The 16,752-nt window shown below is 47.5% G+C and carries 15 protein-coding genes; 13 read left to right on the plus strand and 2 right to left on the minus strand.

Features of this window, described 5'->3' with window-relative positions; all coding sequences use genetic code 11:
• The first annotated feature begins 134 nt into the window (after positions 1 to 134).
• From dsrO to VJL_RS19555, 10 genes are all read left to right on the plus strand, one after another.
• Positions 135 to 902 (plus strand): sulfate reduction electron transfer complex DsrMKJOP subunit DsrO, encoded by a 768-nt coding sequence (gene dsrO / locus VJL_RS19510; protein WP_038880646.1) that lies wholly within the window; start codon positions 135 to 137, stop codon positions 900 to 902.
• Positions 899 to 1,996, plus strand: coding sequence for an NrfD/PsrC family molybdoenzyme membrane anchor subunit (nrfD, locus tag VJL_RS19515; RefSeq protein ID WP_038880648.1), 1,098 nt, complete (start codon positions 899 to 901; stop codon positions 1,994 to 1,996). Before dsrO ends, nrfD begins: the two co-directional genes overlap by 4 nt.
• A 17-nt stretch (positions 1,997 to 2,013) precedes the next feature.
• Positions 2,014 to 5,106: a tetrathionate reductase subunit A gene (locus tag VJL_RS19520; RefSeq protein ID WP_038880650.1), complete on the plus strand. Its 3,093-nt coding sequence runs from the start codon at positions 2,014 to 2,016 to the stop codon at positions 5,104 to 5,106.
• A 173-nt stretch (positions 5,107 to 5,279) separates the two neighbouring features.
• Positions 5,280 to 5,903, plus strand: coding sequence for a c-type cytochrome (locus VJL_RS19525; RefSeq protein ID WP_038880652.1), 624 nt, complete (start codon positions 5,280 to 5,282; stop codon positions 5,901 to 5,903).
• The gene (locus tag VJL_RS19530; RefSeq protein WP_038880654.1) at positions 5,900 to 6,961 is read left to right on the plus strand and encodes a c-type cytochrome; all 1,062 of its coding nucleotides are present in this window, start codon (positions 5,900 to 5,902) and stop codon (positions 6,959 to 6,961) included. The genes VJL_RS19525 and VJL_RS19530 overlap by 4 nt, the downstream gene beginning before the upstream one ends.
• 151 nt (positions 6,962 to 7,112) lie before the next feature.
• Positions 7,113 to 8,117, plus strand: a complete 1,005-nt coding sequence (locus VJL_RS19535) for a substrate-binding domain-containing protein (protein ID WP_038880679.1) — start codon at positions 7,113 to 7,115, stop codon at positions 8,115 to 8,117.
• A 132-nt stretch (positions 8,118 to 8,249) separates the two neighbouring features.
• A complete protein-coding gene (locus VJL_RS19540) occupies positions 8,250 to 9,581 on the plus strand; it encodes a paraquat-inducible protein A (protein ID WP_038880656.1) in 1,332 nt (443 codons plus the stop codon).
• Positions 9,574 to 11,220 (plus strand): intermembrane transport protein PqiB, encoded by a 1,647-nt coding sequence (pqiB, locus tag VJL_RS19545; RefSeq protein WP_038870551.1) that lies wholly within the window; start codon positions 9,574 to 9,576, stop codon positions 11,218 to 11,220. The genes VJL_RS19540 and pqiB overlap by 8 nt, the downstream gene beginning before the upstream one ends.
• Complete coding sequence (locus VJL_RS19550; RefSeq protein WP_038880658.1) at positions 11,220 to 11,789, plus strand: PqiC family protein; 570 nt, start codon at positions 11,220 to 11,222, stop codon at positions 11,787 to 11,789. Before pqiB ends, VJL_RS19550 begins: the two co-directional genes overlap by 1 nt.
• Before the next feature lie 95 nt (positions 11,790 to 11,884).
• On the plus strand, positions 11,885 to 12,457 hold the full coding sequence (locus tag VJL_RS19555) for a TetR/AcrR family transcriptional regulator (protein ID WP_038880660.1): 573 nt from the start codon (positions 11,885 to 11,887) through the stop codon (positions 12,455 to 12,457).
• Between the two features lie 114 nt (positions 12,458 to 12,571).
• Here the strand turns inward: VJL_RS19555 and VJL_RS19560 are convergent, their stop codons facing one another.
• Positions 12,572 to 14,074 (minus strand): arylsulfatase, encoded by a 1,503-nt coding sequence (locus VJL_RS19560; protein ID WP_038880662.1) that lies wholly within the window; start codon positions 14,072 to 14,074, stop codon positions 12,572 to 12,574.
• A gap of 9 nt (positions 14,075 to 14,083) precedes the next feature.
• Positions 14,084 to 14,470: a DUF4345 domain-containing protein gene (locus VJL_RS19565; protein ID WP_038880664.1), complete on the minus strand. Its 387-nt coding sequence runs from the start codon at positions 14,468 to 14,470 to the stop codon at positions 14,084 to 14,086.
• A 439-nt stretch (positions 14,471 to 14,909) separates the two neighbouring features.
• Here VJL_RS19565 and VJL_RS19570 point away from each other — a divergent pair, with 439 nt between their 5' ends.
• The 3 genes from VJL_RS19570 to VJL_RS19580 all read left to right on the plus strand — a co-directional run bounded on the left by VJL_RS19570 (position 14,910) and on the right by VJL_RS19580 (position 16,651).
• Complete coding sequence (locus VJL_RS19570) at positions 14,910 to 15,689, plus strand: hypothetical protein (RefSeq protein ID WP_038880666.1); 780 nt, start codon at positions 14,910 to 14,912, stop codon at positions 15,687 to 15,689.
• 82 nt (positions 15,690 to 15,771) lie between these two features.
• Entirely contained in the window at positions 15,772 to 16,254 is a 483-nt protein-coding gene (locus tag VJL_RS19575; RefSeq protein ID WP_038880668.1) for an SRPBCC domain-containing protein, read from the plus strand.
• Positions 16,255 to 16,411: 157 nt separating this feature from the next.
• The gene (locus VJL_RS19580; RefSeq protein ID WP_038880670.1) at positions 16,412 to 16,651 is read left to right on the plus strand and encodes a hypothetical protein; all 240 of its coding nucleotides are present in this window, start codon (positions 16,412 to 16,414) and stop codon (positions 16,649 to 16,651) included.
• The last annotated feature ends 101 nt before the right edge of the window (positions 16,652 to 16,752 follow it).

A 16,752-nucleotide genomic window follows, 5' to 3' on the forward strand; every position in this document is an offset into this window, starting at 1 on the left:
ATAACAGCAACATAGCGGAATCCACATTTGTTTTAGATCAACTTTGCTCTCGGTATGTGGAAATCCACTATATCGGCAAAGGGCTGCAATTCTGACAATGAAAACAAGCTCTAATCAATCTTAGCAGGTGAGTTATGGATTCCACCAAACGCCGTTTTCTCAGTGCCGTTACCGCAGGCGCTGCGCTGATTCCGATCGCCGGAATTGGCACAGCCACAGCAGGCACGGTGATCAGAAACAACAATGAACCCGACCGAAAAGGCCAAGTCGGTAAACGCTACGCCATGGTTGTCGATTTGCGTAAATGCGTTGGCTGTCAGGCTTGTACTGTCGGTTGTAGCATCGAGAACCAAGCCCCTATTGGCCAGTTTCGAACCACAGTAAAACAGTATGAAGTCACCCTTGATGATGGCTCAACTGCAACGGAAGAAGTGAAATCTTTCATGCTGCCGCGCTTGTGTAACCACTGTGATAACCCACCGTGTGTGGCTGTTTGTCCGGTGCAAGCCACCTTCCAACGAGAAGACGGCATCGTGATGGTCGATAACAGTCGCTGCGTGGCGTGTGCTTACTGCGTTCAAGCCTGCCCTTACGATGCGCGCTTCATCAACGAAGAGACGCTAACTGCGGACAAATGTACTTTCTGCGCACATCGCCTTGAAGAAGGTTTGCTGCCAGCTTGTGTGGAAACGTGCGTCGGTGGTGCTCGCGTGATTGGTGACATCAACGATCCGAACAGCGAAGTTCGCCGCTTGATGACAGAGCACCAAGACGACATCAAAGTGCTTAAACCAAACGAGGGCACCAAACCGCACGTGTTCTACATCGGCATGAATGAACGCTTCACTCAACACATTGAAGGTCAGCCTGCGATTTACGATCCACAAGGAGAAAAAGCATGAACATAACCGAAGTGCTGGTACAGCCTCAGGCCATCGCTTGGCTTCCGTGGGCAGTGCAATATTTCTTCTACATCGGCTCAGCTTATGCGGCGGCTATCTTATTCTTAATCGCGCTGTTGTTTGAATCTCACACTAGTCATCGTCTGCGCGCAGCCTTGGTGCTGACTTTGGCGATTGGCGCGATCGTTGGTCCGCTCGCGTTAACAGGCGATCTCCACCAGCCGGGACGTGCTTGGCATTTCTACGCACATCTCACCCCTTGGTCTTGGATGTCATTAGGTTCGTTGTTCTTACCTCTGTTCTCTGGCTTGGCTGTGGCAACGGCATGGTTATATCTGCGTAATGATTTGATCAACCTAGAGAACCAACCGGGTAAGGTATTTCCGCTACTTGCGAAGCTCTCGCTAGGCCGTTGGAAAACTAGCCGCAAGCTGATGATGGCAGCGTCGATTGTGACCGTCCTATCTGGCCTCACCATTGCGCTTTACACTGGCGCTGAAATCGCCATCGTGAAATCTCGTTCGTTGTGGCATCAACCTGCATCGCCTGTGCTTTGGTTTGTCACGGCATTTATCGGCGCGGTCGGCTTTACCCTACTTATTTGGCTTTTGATTCCATCGAAGTCGGATCGCCTGACCTTCGGAGATACTCGTTTACTGCGCCAGACGACGGCAATTAGTGGTGCATTATCGCTGTTGTTGATTCCTATCTGGGCTTCTAACAATGCCAGTTCATCCCTTTACGCTTCTCCATTATGGGTACAGCACATCGCATTACTAACGTCTTTGCTGCTGGGTAGCGTGCTGCTTGCACTGTTTACGCTGCGCGATACCAACCGTCACTTCATTCGAGTGTTATTCATGTCTGGGATGGCACTGACCACAGCGTGGACTGTTCGTTGGATCACCATGATGGAAGTACAAACCATCGCTAAGTTTGATGTTGGCCCATATCCATACGACTTACCAATTGGCAATAATGGTCTGCTCGGCATCATCGGCATGTTTGGCCTGTGGATTGCGCTGGCATTACTTGGTTCCGAACTGATTCAACCGAAGCGTGAATCGGCTCCTTCAACCCTAACTCAACACTGATCTAAGAGGATTTCATTATGGATAACAAACGCCGTCAGTTTTTGAAATCTGGCCTTACAGTGGGCGGGCTTGGAGCCTTTGCTGCGGGCTACGCAACCACCACAAAACACATGGTAGAAGGTGCTATTCACGGCACTGCGGGTGAGAAAACCCGTGATATTCACCACGGCAACTCACTGGAGCCCGAATACAAGGTGAACGACAAGGGCAACTTAATCCCGAATCCAAATCAGCGCGTTGCGCCATCAATGTGTTTTGGTTGTTGGAGCCTATGTGGTTTGCGCGTTCGTATCGACAATCGTAACGACGAGATCCTGCGCATTTCGGGCAACCCATACCACCCGTTATCACATCAGCAGCACATACCATTTGAGACGCCTGTAAAAGACGCGTACTTGAGCTTGGCGGGGGAAAACGGTTTAGAAGGCCGCTCCACAGCATGTGCTCGCGGTAACGGCATGATGGAAATTCGTAATAGCCCTTATCGCATTACCCAACCACTGAAGCGTGTGGGCAAACGTGGTGAAGGCAAATGGGAACCGATCAGCTACGAGCAATTGGTGGACGAAGTCGTCAACGGTGGCGATCTGTTTGGCGAAGGTCATGTTGAAGGTTTGAAAGACATTCGTGACCTCACGGCGCCTGTTGATTCGCAAAACCCAGAATATGGCCCGAAGGCCAACCAACTGTTGATGACCAACGCCGGTAACGAAGGCCGTGACGACATCTTCAAACGTTTTGCTTTTAATAGCTTTGGCACACGTAACTTCGGCCATCATGGTTCTTACTGTGGCTACGCTTTCCGCGCAGGCAGCGGCGCTTTCATGAACGATTTGGATAAGAATGCTCACTTAAAGCCAGACTTCGATAATGCCGAATACGTTATTTTTATTGGCATGTCACCAGCACAAGCGGGTAACCCGTTCAAACGTCAGGCTCGTCAGCTAGCCAAAGCGCGCACCGAAGGCAAACTGGAATACACCATCATCACGCCGAGCTTGCCAGCAGGTTCATCAAGCCTTGCCGCAGGTGACAACAACCATTGGATGCCAATTAAACCGGGCACCGATTCTGCCTTGGTTCTTGGCATGATTCAGTGGATCATCGCCAACGAACGCTACAACAAAACCTTCCTTGCGCAGCCAGGAGCAACGGCGATGCAAAGAGCGGGCACGGCACATTGGTGTAATGCCACTCACCTTGTGATCAGCGATGAATCTCACCCACGTCACGGGCACTTCTTACGTGCATCTGAAATGGGCATGCCGTTTGAAGGGGAAGCACTTTCAGAAACAGATCCATACGTGATTGTCGATGCGCAAAGCGGCGAGTTGAGCGTACACAAGCAGGCGGGTGAAGCATCGTTGTTTGTCGACCAAGATGTAGAGCTGGCTTCTGGTGTCGTTCGCGTTAAGTCATCATTGCAACGTTTGAAAGAAGAAGCGTTTAAATACGATCTGGACTTCTACAGCGAGCAATGTGAGATCCCTGTGGATCAAATCATCGCGCTAGCAAAACGCTTTACCAGTCATGGCACTAAAGCGGTGGTTGATACTCACGGCGGCAACATGCACACCAACGGTTTCTACAACGCCTTCACCATCATGATGCTTAATGCTCTGATTGGTAACATCAACATGAAAGGCGGCGCAATGGCGAAAGCAGGCGGTTATCCGACATCTGCCGCGGGCCCTCGCTACGACTTCACTAAGTTTGAAGGCAAAGTGGGACCAAAAGGCGTGTTCCTCTCACGCAGCAAATTCCCTTATCAGAAAACCAGCGAATACAAACGTCGCGTGGAGGCAGGCGAATCCCCTTACCCAACTCGTGCACCTTGGTATCCGTTTGCAGCGCCTTTGCTTACCGAGCATCTATCGGCAGCGATCGATGGTTATCCATACCGAGTAAAAGCGTGGCTCAACCATATGGCGAACCCAATTTATGGGGTACCGGGTTTAAAAACGCTGCTTGAAGACAAGCTAAAAGATCCAAAGCAACTTGGTTTGATTGTTTCTGTCGATGCCTTCATCAACGAGACCACTGCACTATCGGACTACATAGTGCCTGATACCGTCACTTACGAAAGCTGGGGCATGGCATCACCTTGGCATGATGTTCCAGTAAAAGCAGTAACGGCTCGCTGGCCAATCGTGGAAGCGCGCACAGAAAAAACCGCCGATGGTCGCAGTATTTGTCTGGAGAACTTCCTGATTGATATCGCCAAAAAGATGCAGCTAGGCGGCTTTGGTGACAACGCCATCAAAGACACGCAAGGTCGTTTGCACGGTATTCACTCTGCTGAAGACTTCTATCTTCGCTCAGCAGCCAACCTTGCCTACGTGAAAGGTGGCGTTCCGGAAGTGAGTGCAGAAGACATTGCTTGGTCTGGTCTTGAGCGCCTACTGCCAAGCATGCGAAAAGCACTAACACCAGATGAGATGAAGCGCGTCGCGTACATTTTTGCTCGTGGTGGCCGTTTTGAAAATGCCACAGAAGCCTACAAAGGTGAGCAAATGAAGTACAAGTGGACGCGCCCTGTCGCGATTTGGAACGAGCGTGTTGGCAGCGCAAGAAACACCATGACAGGCGAGTTCTACAGTGGCTGTCCGACTTGGCATCCACAAAAGCTCGCAGATGGCACACCACTTGAGACTCAGTACCCGAAAGCCGAGTGGCCATTCAGCCTGACCAACTTTAAATCGAACATTCACAGCGCGGTATCCAATTTGTCACCACGCTTGAACTCGATTAAAGGCGTTAACCCTGTTTACATCCATCCAGTGGATGCCGCTGCGGCTGGCATTCAAACTGGCGATCATTTCGTGATTGAAACTCCAGGAGCCAGCACCACAGCGCTTGCAATGGTCATGTCTGGTATTCGCCAAGGTACGCTCGGTTTTGAACATGGCTTTGGCCACACAGAGCTAGGTCAGCGTGCTCACTGGATTGGTGATAAACAACAACCAGTGAAAACCAGCGGCAATGATGGCGTCAACATCAACGACGTCGGTTTGATTGACCCTACTCGTGAAGGTAAAGGCGTGATGCTGGATTGGGTAGTTGGTGCGGCGGCACGTCAATCTCTGCCAGCGAAGATTCGCAAAGCGTAAGCGGATTCAGCCACCATTTGTTAGGCTTCTTCCCTTTTAGGGAGGAAGCCTTTTTTATTTCTGCAGCAAGCCGCAATGCCTCTCCACAGGATTTATGTGGATTTCCACAATAGCCACAACTAATAACAATACTCACAATAATGCGCTCAAATAATAATCAAATGTGAGTCAGCATGTTTCGTAACTTATCTTTGGCTGCGCTTTGCTTGAGTGCCGCCTCTTTCGCAGCCTATTCTGCACCACTCCCCGAACACGGTGAGATCTGTACCGGATGCCATGGTGTCGACGGTAAAGGCCAAGCAGGTATCGCATCTATGCTTGCCGGACTGAATGCCGGCTATATGGAAAGCCAGCTCGAACTCTTCTCAAGCGATAAACGCCACAATGTCATCATGAAAGGCATGGCCGATGAGCTTAGCGACCCAACACTTCGTGCAGAAGTTCTGCAATATTTTGCTCAATTGCCGACTTGGGAATTTACCGACCTTGAGCAGCGCGGAGACCAAGCCGATATCAGCAACCCCTATCGCAAACTGGTTTATCAAGGAGACTGGGATAGAAACATTCCCGCTTGTTCAACTTGCCACGGCGCAAGTGGTATGGGCGTAGACAAATTCCCGCGCCTTGCGAGCCAACAAGCCGATTACTTACAAAACCAACTTCATGCTTGGAAGAACGGCACACGTAGCGGTGACCCGCTCAATATGATGGGTGGTATTGCGAAAAAGCTCACCGATAAAGAAATCAAAAACTTGTCTTACTACTTCGCTTCTTTGCGTTATGAGGAGTCGAAATGAAACTGATTTATTCCCTACTGCTTGCAAGCATCTCTACCCTTGCACACGCCAGTGATGCAGCAAACCATGAACTGCCAGATCGCCAAACCGAATTACCAGCGGTACAAAAGCACGCTGACACGCAGTACCTTAAACCTCGCGATTTAAGCACCATCGAAAACGACGAATTTGGTGAGAAAGTAAAATACGGCTACTCACTGTTTGTGAACTCGCAGCAAATGCGTGGACGTTATGTGGGTAACGAACAAAACTGTGTGAATTGTCACATGGAAGCCGGACGTAAAGCCAACGCCGCGCCTCTGTGGGCGGCTTATATGGCCTACCCTGCTTATCGCAAAAAGAACGACAAAGTAAACAGTTACGCCGACCGCATTCAAGGCTGTTTCACCTATTCGATGAATGGTAAGCCACCAGCAAAAGACTCAAAAGAACTAGAGGCGCTCAGCGCTTATGCTTACTGGTTAGCAATGGGAGGCTTATTGGACCAATACGGTATGCAAGATGAGCCAGTTCCTGCCATCAGCACTGAACAATTATTGACGGGCGGTAAGGCAGAAGACTTTCCGTTGCCAGAAAAAATCGCTAACGCTTTGCCTACAGATAAACGTGGCAACCTAGCAGGCCGTGGCTACCCAAAAATTGACAATCCAGAGCTTGATCCTTCACCAGAGCGTGGCGCGCAAGTTTACGTTGATAACTGCGCGGCCTGTCATGGAGAAAGTGGTCAAGGTATTCACGATGAAAACGGCCGCTCTTACATTCCACCTTTGTGGGGCGAATACGCTTACAACTGGGGTGCAGGCATGCACCGAATCAACACTGCGGCTTATTTCATCTACGAGAACATGCCTTTGGGCAAAAGCGTTCAATTGAGTAAACAAGAGGCATGGGATGTCGCGGCTTATGTCAACAGCCATGAACGACCACAAGACCCTCGCTACAAAGGTGATTTGCAAGCAAATGCAGCGAAGTACCACAACCACCAAGGGTACTACGGCAAAGAGGTGAATGGTCATATTTTAGGCAGCAAAGCCTTCCCGCCAACTACGGTAGATTAAAGCGTAACTTCAATTCGACTAAAAGCGTGTTCACCTGAGCTCGCTTTTTTTGTTTTAAAACCTTGATACACCGCCACTATTCTCAATTGGGTGTTTGAGTTCATCCGCTGTGCATTGTTAAATGAAGCAAATTTCAGATCCTGAGTTCCCTATGGCTACCATCAAAGACGTCGCAAAAGAAGCTGGCGTATCCATTGCAACCGCATCTCGCGTCATCAATGACGCCCCACACACCAGTGAATCCGCGATTGTCGCCGTCAAAGAAGCAATGAAGAAACTAGGCTATCGCCCGAACGCCAATGCGCGCGCACTGGTCAGTAAATCGTCCAACGCGATTGGGGTATTGGTGAACGACGTTTCTGCGCCCTTTTTTGGCACCATGGTCAAAGCCATCGACACCATTGCCAGTGAGCAAGAGAAACAGCTTCTGATTGGCAGTGGCTATCATGATGCCGTGAAAGAGCGCAACGCGATCAACTTGCTGATCAACAGCCGCTGTGAATCTTTGGTCGTGCATAGCAAAGGCATGACAGATGACGAGTTAGCCACGCTCGCCAATGAAATTCCGGGCATGGTGTTGATCAACCGTATCGTGCCAGACATCGCTTCACGCTGTATTGCGTTGGATAACCGAAAAGGCTCTTACATTGCCACTGAGCATTTGATTCGCAATGGACACGAACACATCGGCTATATCTGCTCAGGTCATGATATTGAAGATGCACGCGATCGCCGCGACGGCTATCTTGATGCTCTGCGAGATAACGGCATCAAGATTCGTGAAGAATACATCGAATACGGCGAGCCAGACGAAACCGGCGGTGAGCAAGGCATGGTAAACCTGATGGCGAAGAACACGCCCATCACTGCTGTTGCTACCTACAATGACTATATGGCCGCAGGTTGCATGACGTTACTGCAAGAAAATGGCATCCGTATTCCTGAGGACATGTCGGTGATTGGATTCGATGATGGCCATATCGCACGCTACATTTACCCTCGCCTAACGACCATTCGTTACCCAATTCAAGTCATGGCAAATGAAGCGGTCAAACTATCACTTCAGTTAGTAAATAACGAAGAAGCCGAACGCACAGAACACAAATTGTTCATGCCAATTCTGGTCAGACGTGCTTCTGTTGGCAATATCAAATAACCTCAAACCAGCCTCACCGGCTGGTTTTTTCTATTAAACAGGTAAGAAGCTTGTAAAACATCCCCGCAAAAACAAGCGCATATCTTGAAAAAGGGTTATTCTTAGTGATTAAAAGTACGAAATAATAACTGAATGAGCATTCAACCCAATTCACGTCAATTAGTCTCCTGTGAGGAGTGCGGCTTGGTCGTTCGTATCCCAGATATCGAGCAAGGTCAAAAAGCGCAGTGTCCTCGTTGCGAACATTCGCTTACCAAAGTGAACGCGAAACCGTATCAAAGCGTCATTGCTGTATCGGTGGCTTGCTTGATCACCTTAGTTTTAAGTGTCTCATTCCCGTTTATGTCATTCAGTGTTCAAGGCTTATCTCAAGAGATTACCTTGATGCATGCCGCTAAGATGCTAGCCGAGTTTCATAACGCATTACTCGGGGCTTTGCTTCTGGCGACCGTCGTGGTGCTGCCCGCAATCTACGTCGGATTAATTCTGTTTTTACACCTTGAAGCCTTGAAGTCACTCAAGCATCCATTAGGTAAGAAGCAGATTCGCATGGCGAAAACCCTATGCCGGATCTTATTCCGTGTTGAACCATGGTTGATGGTCGATGTATTCCTGATCGGTGTCTTAGTGAGCTTAATTAAAATCGCCTCACTGGCTGAGATTGGCATGGGTAGTTCGTTTTGGGCATTCTGTGTTTACACCGTGCTGGTCGTGAAATGTATTTCAATGGTCGATAAGAGCTGGCTGTGGGGACACTTCATTCCTGCGATTGAACTGCCAAATGTGAAAGAAGGTGATACGCACCACAATGAAAACCACATTGGTTGTCACACCTGTCATCAACTCAACCCTATTGAAGACAAAAAACATCAAAAGTGTCTTCGTTGTGATAGCCCAATACACAAATACAACCCTACAGACAGCATGCAGAAAGCATGGGCCTTACTTTTTGCGGCAATCATTTTCTACATTCCAGCGAACCTTTATCCAATGATGTACACAGTGAGCCTCGGTCATTCCGAAGGCTCGACCATCATGGAAGGTGTGGTTCTTCTGTGGCAACTGGGCTCCTACCCTATTGCAGCGGTTATCTTCTTCGCCAGTGTGTTTATCCCAATGGCAAAAATGTTGGCACTCGCTTGGCTGTATTTCAACGCTCAAAAAGCACAATACTTGCCTCCTGAAGAAAGTATTTCACGCTTGAAAATCTACCGAATTACAGAATTTATCGGTCGTTGGTCGATGATTGATATTTTTGTTGTCGCTATTCTGGTTGCGCTCGTGCAGTTGCAAAACCTAATGGCGATTTACCCTGGTCCAGCAGCGCTTTCATTTGCTGCTGTGGTCATACTCACCATGCTCTCTGCAATGATTTTTGACTCGCGTTTGTTGTGGCAATTACCACAAAACGAAGCGCAGGAGCCAATGACTAATAACTTAAATGAGAAAGCCAAATATGAGTGATGAGAACAAGGCAACCGCTCAAATAAAACCGCAAAAGCAGGTCTCTGCGATTTGGATCATTCCGATCCTTGCGTTAGCGATGGGAGCGTGGATGCTGTTCCAATACATCAACAGCACAGGGCCAGAGATCACACTGAAATTACCAACAGCAGAAGGTATTGAAGTCGGTAAAACAGAGATCAAAGCACTGAACGTAAAAGTGGGCGTGGTTACTGACGTTAAACTCAGCGAAGACTATGACCACATCATCGCTACAGCACAAATGAACAAAGACGCGAAACGCATGCTGCGTGAAGACTCCATGTTCTGGGTCGTTAAGCCTCGTATTGGTCGTGAGGGCGTGTCAGGTTTAGAAACCCTGTTATCTGGTGCCTACATTCAACTTCAACCAGGCAATTCTCAGGTCGAAAAAGAGCATTTTGATGTTCTCGATGTGCCACCTGTCGCTTCCCCTGACGCAGAAGGTCTACGCATTGTATTGACACACCGCGAAGCCGGAAAACTTGGCGTTGGTGACCCAGTGATCTACAAAGGCTTTACCGTGGGTCGAGTTGAAACGACGAGTTTCGATGTCGACACTCGTCGCGCTTTGTACCAACTGTTTATCTTCAAGCCATATGACAGTCTTGTGCGTACCAAAACTCATTTTTGGTTGAGCTCAGGTGTCGATTTACAGCTTAATGCAGAAGGCTTTGAGGTGAAGTTCGGTTCACTAGAAAGCATGATTACGGGCGGCGTAACCTTCGATACCCTGCCAGGAATGGGCGCAGGAGATGAGCTCAAAGAAGACATGACACACTTCCGTTTGTTCGATGATGTTAAACAAGTGCGCGAAGGCATGTACGATGAATACATTCAGTTTGTGATGATGTTTGAAGAGTCTGTTCGTGGTCTGAAAGCTAAAGCACCGGTTGAATACCGTGGTTTACGCATTGGTACCGTTATCAAAGTGCCTATGCGAATGCCAACGCCAGAAGAAGACTTCTCCGCGAAGAAAATCCCAGTGCTTGTACGTATTGAGCTTGGCCGAGTTTATGAAAATTTACCATCAAGCCAACTGCCAAGGTTCAAAGAGAAGCTAAAAGAAGAGTTTGCCAAAGGTCTTCGCGGTACGCTGAAAACGGGTAACTTGTTAACGGGTGCGCTGTATATCGATGCGGATTTCTATCCTGATGATGAACCTTACGTGCCGAGCCAATTTGAAGATTTAGATGTCTTCCCAACCAAACAAGGTGGCTTTGCTCAGGTTCAACGCCAAGTGAATGACTTCCTAACCAAGCTAAACAGCTTACCAATGGAAGACACGTTGAACTCACTGAACAAGACATTGAAGAACTCGGAAAAAACGCTTGCTTCAGCAGAGCGTGTTGCGAGCAGTGTGGATCGTCTTCTCAACCAAGAAGACACCAAAGCGATTCCAGCCGACATTCGTAAGAGCCTAGAACAGCTGCAAAGAACATTAGATGGCTACGGTCCGAACTCCACCATGTACAGTGAAATGGAGTCGACGCTGAAAGAGCTAGAACAAGTAATGACTGAGTTCAAACCAGTCCTTAAGCAGTTGAACGAAAAACCAAATTCATTGGTATTTGGCGAAGATGAAGTCAACGACCCAATCCCAGTTAGAGGACAAAAATAATGAAACGCGGACTTTTATTGATTTCTGCCCTTCTGGCAGGTTGCAGTAGCGCTCCTGAAGACACAGGCGCTTTGTATGTCTTACCGGAAGCAAGCTCAGCAAAGGTAAGCGACACCATGATTGCACAGCGTCCACAACTTGTGGTTCGCCCAGTTGAATTAGCAAGCTATCTTGCCGACAGTGGCATAGTGTATCGCGCTTCAGAGACCCAGATCATCCAAGCGAAACATAATCAGTGGGCGCACAGTATCTCTGAGCAAATTACGACACGTGTAATCGATGAACTGCGTGGCAAACAAACTCAATACTGGCCGGTAGACGTCAATAACCTGCTCGACCAGAGTGGCGAAAGCAAGCTTCAATTGTCACTAAGCAAGTTCAATGGCAGTTATGAGGGCAACGCTGAGATCGAAGGCGAATGGCTCATTGTTGATGCTAACGGCAAAGTGAAGACCAGTGCACCGGTCAAAATCAGTATGCCTTTACAAGATGAAGGCTACGATGCACTTGTCGATGCACTATCGGTAGGTTTGAACAACCTGACAGATCAAATCGCAGCTCAGCTATAACACTCCTCGCCCATTCAGTTCTCTGAGTGGGCGACTTTTTCTCCCCTTATTTTCCCGATACACTGTAACCCTGCCCTTTTAGTGAGTGATAAAGAATGAAAGACATGCGACAAGCGTTACTCGATGCCGGATTGCATTTGATCAATGAACACGGCTTTGCTGGTGTGGGTTTAATGAAGATCATTAACGAAGCAGAAGGTACTAAAGGGTCGTTTTATCACTACTTCAAATCAAAAGAACACTTCGGTGCGATTTTGCTGCACGACTACTTTGAAACGCATCTCGAACGCTTAGGCCGCTTCCTTTCAGATGAAACAAAAACGCCGCAAGAACGCGTACAAGCTTACTTTGATGATTGGTGTGTGGTGAAGTTAACCGACGACTTTCGTATTCAATGCTTGGTCGTCAAACTCGCTGGTGAAGTTTCTGGTCACGACACTGAAATGCAAAGTGAAATGGCTGTCGGCACTAAGAAAATGATTGAGATAATGACGACTTTCTTTGAGCGCAGCAATCAAGAAGGCACGCTTTGTTTGTCTGCACCGGAACAAACAGCAAAAACACTGTTTAGCTTGTGGTTGGGTTATACCTTGCTTGCGGCAATGCAAAAAGATCGCGCAATTTTAGATGATGCGATGCAAACCACCATCAAGCTGCTAAGCGAGTAAGCAGAACCTCTCACATACTCGGCAAAACACAGTGCAACACGTCAGTAGAAATCATCAAAATAAAGACAACAAAGCCAGCATTTCGCTGGCTTTATGTTTATTAGATGGGTGATGCTAATTTCCGACTCCACCGACGGTTTCTGCAGGTGTTTCTGGCGTCACTGGAGGCCACTTCTTGAAGGTTTCCAAATGCTGCTGAACAGCGGCTTGGGCAGGACCAAAGGCCCACATTTTCTGCCCCATCCATTTTAAGTACATACCGGATTCTTCTTCCGCTCGTTCATAAGGATCTTGGCGTAGGTTGAATAACAGTGGCGCATTCAACTCTTCTTTCGGGCCACTCCAACCGTGGTTTTGTACCACAAAATGTGCTTTCCAATCACCCACACGAACGGCTTGCAGTTTATCGCGCTCGTAGTAAAAGATTTCATTGCGATTAGATTTGCCGTTGTTGGTTAACATTTCCATTTGGTTGTAGCCATCAAGGTGTGCTTTGTGGCCTTTGTAACCTTTCAGCATTTGCTGTTTTAAATCAGCAGGGCCACCAGCAGCTTCGACCAACGTCGGCAGTAGATCCATCCCATCAAACATACCGTTGCTGACTTTATTTGCTGGGATTTTTTCAGGCCAACTGATCAAGAAAGGCGCTCTAACCCCACCCTCCCATGTTGTTCCTTTCTCACCATGGAATGGCGTCATACCACCGTCTGGCCATGTCATGATCTCAGGCCCATTATCGACGGTGAAGATCACTATGGTGTTGTCAGCAACGTCGAGCTCTTCAAGCTTCGCAAGCATTTCTCCAACGTGGTCATCGAGGTCTTTCATTACGACCTCTTGCAATCCCCAACCGTTAGTACCAAGCATCGCTTCATATTTCGGAGAGAGATGCGTCCATACATGACCTCTTGATGGGCAGTACCAAGTAAAGAAAGGTTTTTCGGCCTTCACCGCACGCTCAATAAAATCGATCGCATGCTTGTTGACCTCATCATCAAGAGTACGCATTCGCTCAATGGTGAGAGCGCCATCATCTTTAATCGACTGACCACCTTTTCCATCGGCTTTCGCATGAATGACATTACGTGGCGCAAACTTTTGGAAAGCTTCATCCTTCGGCCAATCAGGATCTTCGGTGTATTCCATTGCGTTTAGGTGGTAAAGCCAACCCCAATACTCGTCAAAGCCGTGCATAGTTGGAAGAAACTCATCGCGGTCACCTAAATGGTTTTTTCCAAACTGCCCTGTGACGTAGCCAAGCTCTTTAAGTAACTCAGGCAGAGTTGGAGTATTTTGGTTAAGCCCAACAGGACCACCAGGTAAGCCGACAGTGTGCATGCCTGTTCTTACCGGTAATTGCCCAGTTAAAAAAGCAGAACGCCCAGCAGTACAAGATGGCTGGGCGTAATAATCGGTAAGTAGCATGCCTTTTTCAGCGATGCTATCAATGTTTGGCGTCTGGCTACTCATCAACCCACGGTGATAAGCACTGACGTTAGAGACACCAATATCATCAGTAAATATCACGAAGATATTGGGTTGGCCCTGCCCTGCAGTTGCAGCGAAGGACATCAATGAAGCCAATCCTAGCGCTATACGACGAAGTATCCCTTTCATAGATTTTCCTTATGCTGTTTGCTCTTCTTTTCTGATCATCTTCAGCCCCACCAAGCCAAAGCCGAACTCCAAAAATAGATACACGACTAACAACCAATGCGGCATTCCGTCTACTAGCAAACTCAAGAGCCTTCCCATCGCTAAGCCCCACATAAAAATGACCAAGCTATACAGTGCAGGTAGACGATATTTGGTGCTCATCGCCCCCATTACCCAAAACATAGCGAGCGCTAAATACAATCCCATAACCGCTCGAAAAATGTGGCTAACGTTCACCGAGGACACATCAATCCCAAATAAAAATGAGAGCGAGTCAACTGGTGAAAAACCATAAGAAAGTGCAATTGGGGTAAGACCTGCCGCAGCTAAGAGAAGAAAAATACTTTGAATTTTCATGACGTCTCCTGATTCGCTGTTTCACATACAGCGTAGTTAAATTAACAAATTAAACAAGTTGCATAGCTAATGCGTTTTTGAAAGAGGCTTGATGAAGCCTGTGTGTCTTTAAGCAAACATCAATAAAGGCGCCAAAATACACAAACCGGATAGCAGGACGTTTTCGATTTTCATCTGGGATTCTCCGTCAAATGTCATTCCATCGACGTTGAATGTTGAACGCGTTACCACGCTCTTCGATGGTCAAAGAATACACAATACAAACCGGTCGGTCTAGTGTTATTTACAAAAAGATCTTAGCTCGATCATAGAGAATTGGTATCACACTGAATTGAAAAGAAAGTTATCCATAAACCTGAGATTTTGAATTACTGCAATCCATGCTCTACGCTAATTTTGTGCAATTCATTTAATAACGATTACAAACACGGACGTTGATATGGCTAAGATGACCTTCCCTTCTATCGCCCTTATTTCCTCGCTTGCAGTGGCGCCAAGCGCAATAGCAGAAGATACGCAATCCTCACCAAGCAACTGGCAACACAGTGTCGAGATCTACATGCTCGCCTTAAATATCAATGGTGATACCACCATGGGTAACTTCTCTTCCAGTCTCGATGTCGATCCAAAGTTCATCATGGATCATCTCGACATTGGTGCTATGGCAAGACTTGAAGGGGTATATCAAAACAAATGGGGTTACTACATCGATTACAGTTTTATGGATCTCAGTGGTGACGTAAATAACCTGTCAGGTATTCTCCCTAATGTCAGTTATCGTGCTGATTTGGAGATCCGCCAAGGCGTTCTAGAAGCAAAAGCATTTCAGCGAGAAACCTACTCCTTCGGCATGATCGATTACATGTTTGGCTTACGTTGGTGGGATAACGACATCAAGGGCAAGGTTTACCGCAACGATAACCGCATTCTGGTGGATAGGCTCAACATCAAAGAAGACTGGGTTGATTTTCTAATGGGTGTTAGATGGATCAATGACCTAACCAAAGATTGGCGCTTTCATGCCAGCTTGGATGCCGGTTTAGGTAAAGACACCAACTTTACCTATGCGACCCAATTTGGTTTGCGTTACCACATTAATGATTGGTCAGACGTTAACCTCGCTTACAAATCCACTTGGGTTGATTACGTAAACGAAGGAACCTTTGAATACGATACCGCCTCGCACGGCTTCTTAATCGGTCTTGGTTTGTACTTTTAATCACTTTAGGGCGAAGTGTTTCGGCACTTCGTACCGGATTCTCCTAAGCTAATAAGAACGAGTGTCATAAGGTGTTGCTTAGATGAACAAACCGGAAGTTATCTGGCCGGATTATTATCATCCCAAACATTCTCATATTCATGTGCGTAGCCAAATCGAAATCCCTGAACCTCCCGAGGTTGTTTGGCAACACTTAGTTCGTGCTCATGAATGGCCCGCATGGCGAGACGGAAAAACCATGGTGCAGATCCTAAGTGGCGACAGCACATTGTGCAAAAACACCATGTTTCGTTGGAAAGCCTCTTGGCTAGACTTTCATTGTACGGTTGTCGAATACACACAGCATCAGCGCTTGGCTTGGAAAGGGAAAAAAGGCGGCGTTGATATGTATCACGCGTGGGTGTTGGAACCAACCAAAACCGGTTGCAGTATTGTCACCGAAAGCACACAACGTGGTGGCATGACTTGGCTTACCAAATACTTTGCACCAAAAAGGTTGAGAAGATACCAGCTCAAATGGCTAGAAGAGTTATGTCGTCAGTCTCATGGTCACTGCGGCAAATAAGCACCAATGCCCCCCGCCTACCGACGGATATGTACAATAAATGCTCCCTCCCTGATCTCAATCATATTTGAGACACATTGCATGAGATACCCTTAGCGAAAACTATAAAACCCAATCATATGACCCCATGGTCAATAGATAAGGCGCTTGAGCAGCAATGTCGATTAACATTTCAGATCTAACCACCGCATTAAGCAAGGTGGAGCACATCCACAAAGTTCAATTGGAAAACGTGCATCAGTTTTTTAAGTCTAACGAAACTTTCTCGGTAAAGGCCTTTAGCCAAATTGTGGCAACGGACTCTATTGATGAACGTTTTAAAGCTATCGACAAAGAATTTGCTTTGTTGGGCGATGCTAAAACTTACCTGCTAGAAGCCTCTTACCTAGTAAGCTAAATGCCTCAAGAATAAAAATGTATGGTCCGCCCCGTTATTGCAACTACAATTAAGTAATAACGGAGTTGGTTTGCGCTAATGTATTCGGAGTCCTTGTTGGG

It is taken from the genome of Vibrio jasicida CAIM 1864 = LMG 25398, from assembly GCF_000400365.1.
Lineage (GTDB): Bacteria > Pseudomonadota > Gammaproteobacteria > Enterobacterales > Vibrionaceae > Vibrio > Vibrio jasicida.